General features: G+C 58.2%; 3 protein-coding genes and 1 pseudogene. 1 reads left to right on the forward strand and 3 read right to left on the reverse strand.

The window, feature by feature from the left end; translation table 11 throughout:
- Both tnpB and tnpA read right to left on the reverse strand, forming a co-directional pair.
- On the reverse strand, positions 1–257 hold a 257-nt coding region (gene tnpB / locus KHO41_RS40765), incomplete at its 3' end, for an IS66 family insertion sequence element accessory protein TnpB (RefSeq protein ID WP_211958857.1).
- A complete protein-coding gene (tnpA, locus tag KHO41_RS40770) occupies positions 257–766 on the reverse strand; it encodes an IS66-like element accessory protein TnpA (protein WP_342344512.1) in 510 nt (169 codons plus the stop codon). The genes tnpA and tnpB, both read right to left, overlap by 1 nt.
- A 55-nt stretch (positions 767–821) precedes the next feature.
- Here tnpA and KHO41_RS40775 point away from each other — a divergent pair.
- Positions 822–1445 (forward strand): annotated as a pseudogene (locus KHO41_RS40775) (ISKra4-like element ISBte1 family transposase); the annotation flags it as partial.
- Positions 1446–1502: 57 nt separating this feature from the next.
- On the opposite strand, the gene KHO41_RS40780 reads toward KHO41_RS40775, so the two are convergent.
- A complete protein-coding gene (locus KHO41_RS40780; RefSeq protein ID WP_211958858.1) occupies positions 1503–2381 on the reverse strand; it encodes an ADP-polyphosphate phosphotransferase in 879 nt (292 codons plus the stop codon).
- Between the last annotated feature and the right edge of the window lie 485 nt (positions 2382–2866).

Below are 2866 nucleotides of genomic sequence, written 5' to 3' on the forward strand. Positions count from 1 at the left end.
ATCACCGCGTGCTCACGCCGCGGCCACACAAAACGGTCTTCCTCTAATCGCTTCAAAAGCATCCAGAAGCCGTTTCGGTCCCACAGTAAAAGCTTGATGCGGTTGCGCCGAAGGTTATGAAAGGCGTAGACGGCGCGGGCAAACGGATCAAGCTGCATCGACTGCTCGACCAGGGCAACTAACCCATTGATCCCAAGGCGGAAGTCCACCGCATTGCGGTGCAGGTAGACCTGCAGGTCAGCGTCGAGCCGGAACATCAAGGCGCTCCCAACGCTTCGATCATCGCCTTTACCAGCGCAACGTCCTGCCCGCCACATTCGAGTTCCACCGTCACGCCGTTGGGGAGCCGCGCGGTGAGTAGCGCGGATGTCAGAGGTGGACGCGGCGATGGTTGGGTGCAAGCAGGCGCTTGGGCCGGCAGACATTCCAGCTTTGCCGGCGACTCCGGAACGCGCGTGGCGCCGCAAACCTCGACGACCGGCACGAACGCTGGCAGTACAGGTTCCGCACTATCGGCCGCAGCGGCTTCAGTTGCCACTCGGTGCAGCCGAATCCACTTGTGCAACTGGTTCGCATTGATGCCGGCCTTGAGCGCCATCCCCGCTACCGATGCCCCTGGCCGCAGACACGCCTCGACCAGTTGGCGCTTGTCCCTGGGGTCAAAGTCGCGCTTTCCGTTGGAGCGAACCCGGATCACCCTCAGCGGCAGAACTTCAGATTCGTTGTCCATGATGCTTGCGTCCGCAAATAGTAGTTGCGGACGCAAGCCTGCCTACTCTCAGCCGCGAAAGCTAGGTGCGCTTAATTTCGCGCTTACGAACTTCCTGCTACGAGAAGGTGTGCAACCCAGTCAGCCGGTCACCTTCTTGTCGGACGGCGGGGATACCGTACGGTTTGCCCAGCTCGGCTTTGGTGACCGCGGTGAGTACGTTCTCGATTGGTTCCACATCGCCATGCGGGTACAGAATCTCGAACAGATGATCAAGGGCCGGCCGGCACACAGCGATGGCCCCAGCAATACCGCATTGATCAAGACGCTGCATGGCGCCAAGTGGCACTTGTGGCACGGCTACCCCTTTCCAGCGTTGCGCCGCCTGGAAAGCCTGAGCTGGGATCTGGACCCTGAGGCCAGCCCCGAGGAAGCCAAACTCCTCGGCAAGCTCGAGGAGTTCATTGTCTACCTCGAAAACAACCGGCACTTCATCGTGAACTACGGTGATCGCTATCGGCATGGGGAGCCCATTGCCTCAGGTTTTGTCGAGTCGGCCGTCAACCAGGTGGTCAGCAAGCGATTCGTCAAACGGCAGCAGATGGCCTGGCGGCCTCGGCACGCGCACAACCTGCTGCAAATCCGGACCGCCGTGCTCAATAACCAGCTCCGGTCTTACGTTGAACGCTGGTATCCCTTCATCGCCGGAAAAGAAGACCACCGCCTTGCCGCTTAGTCAGCCTCCGGTTTGGCGCGGTCTCCTGCCAAGGACGTGTTTCGTCGGCCTGCCCGATTAGTCTCTCCGCTTCGTGAGCTGCTCGCGGATCTTGGATAGTTCTTTTTTCCGCTCGGCGGTCGTCTTCGGGTACTGCAATTTCAACCCACCGAGGGTGTCGAGGATGATCTGCGACACAATCAGCCGTGCGTCCTCCTTGTCGTCGGCGGGTACTACGTACCAGGGCGCAAGTTCCGTGCTAGTCGCGCTCAGACATTTTTCGTACGCCGTCATATATTTCGTCCAGAATTTTCGCTCCTCGACGTCGGCCATGCTGAATTTCCAGTTCTTATTGGGATCGTCAATACGTGCCAGAAAGCGCTTACGCTGTTCCTCCTTCGAAAGATGCAGGAAGAACTTCACAACACGCGTTCCGTTACGGTAAAGATGGGCTTCCAAATCGGCAATTGAACGGTAGCGGCCATGCCAGAGGGATTCGCCAGAACCCGACACAAGCGATAGACCCTCGCCGCGTAGGATCTCGGGATGCACGCGAAGGATCAACACCTCCTCATAGTAAGAACGGTTGAAGATGCCGACACGGCCGCGTTCTGGCAGGTCGTGAGTGGTGCGCCAGAGGAAATCATGCTGAAGTTCGTTTGCGCTCGGATGCTTGAAGCTGAACACCTGGCATCCCTGCGGGTTGACGCCCGACATTACGTGTTTGATGACGCCGTCCTTGCCCGCCGCATCCATTGCTTGGAAGATGATGAGAACAGAGTAGCGGTTGTCCGCATAGAGTAACCCTTGTAGCTTGCTGAGCCTCTCGATGTGCTCGGCTAGCAGAGTATGATACTGGTCCCTCGACTCGTGGAGCGGAGTCATGCGCGTCGGCCATTTCGTAAGCAAAACCGTGTCGCCCTCGCGCACTCGGAAATCGTCGGAGTTGAAATTCATAGTCGTTCTCCCAGCGGGACGAATGGCGAATCTGACGCGCCCCTAATAGATCAACGAGCGCCGTCGGTATCCAATATGCGCGTACCGCCGCTTTCCTCCGCCCGTCGATTCGGAGACCGCAAGCGCCCCCTGGCCGAACTCAGACTACGGCATGTTCCTCACTGCGCGCGAGGGATGCGGCTGTCGCTTGACGACGATCGAACTGACGGTTGCCTGCAATCTCCGCGGGTCTTCGCAATCGCGGTGTCGGAAACAATAGGCAATCGACGAACTATGAAAAATAGCCGAGTCACGGCACTATCGCAATTTGTCCAGTTGAGCAATATGGGGTCTCGTACTTTCCGTGCATTTTATGGCGGTATGCCCCGGAAAGAGCATGCGGTTATACACAATTGTCCCCATCATCGACGGCTCGTAATCCTCGCAGAGTCTTCGCGGCGACATGAACTTCTTTCAGGCCAAGCCAAATCGTCTTCACGCCGGGC

Origin of the sequence: Cupriavidus numazuensis (genome assembly GCF_905397435.1) — a bacterium.
Classification (GTDB): Bacteria; Pseudomonadota; Gammaproteobacteria; order Burkholderiales; family Burkholderiaceae; genus Cupriavidus; species Cupriavidus numazuensis.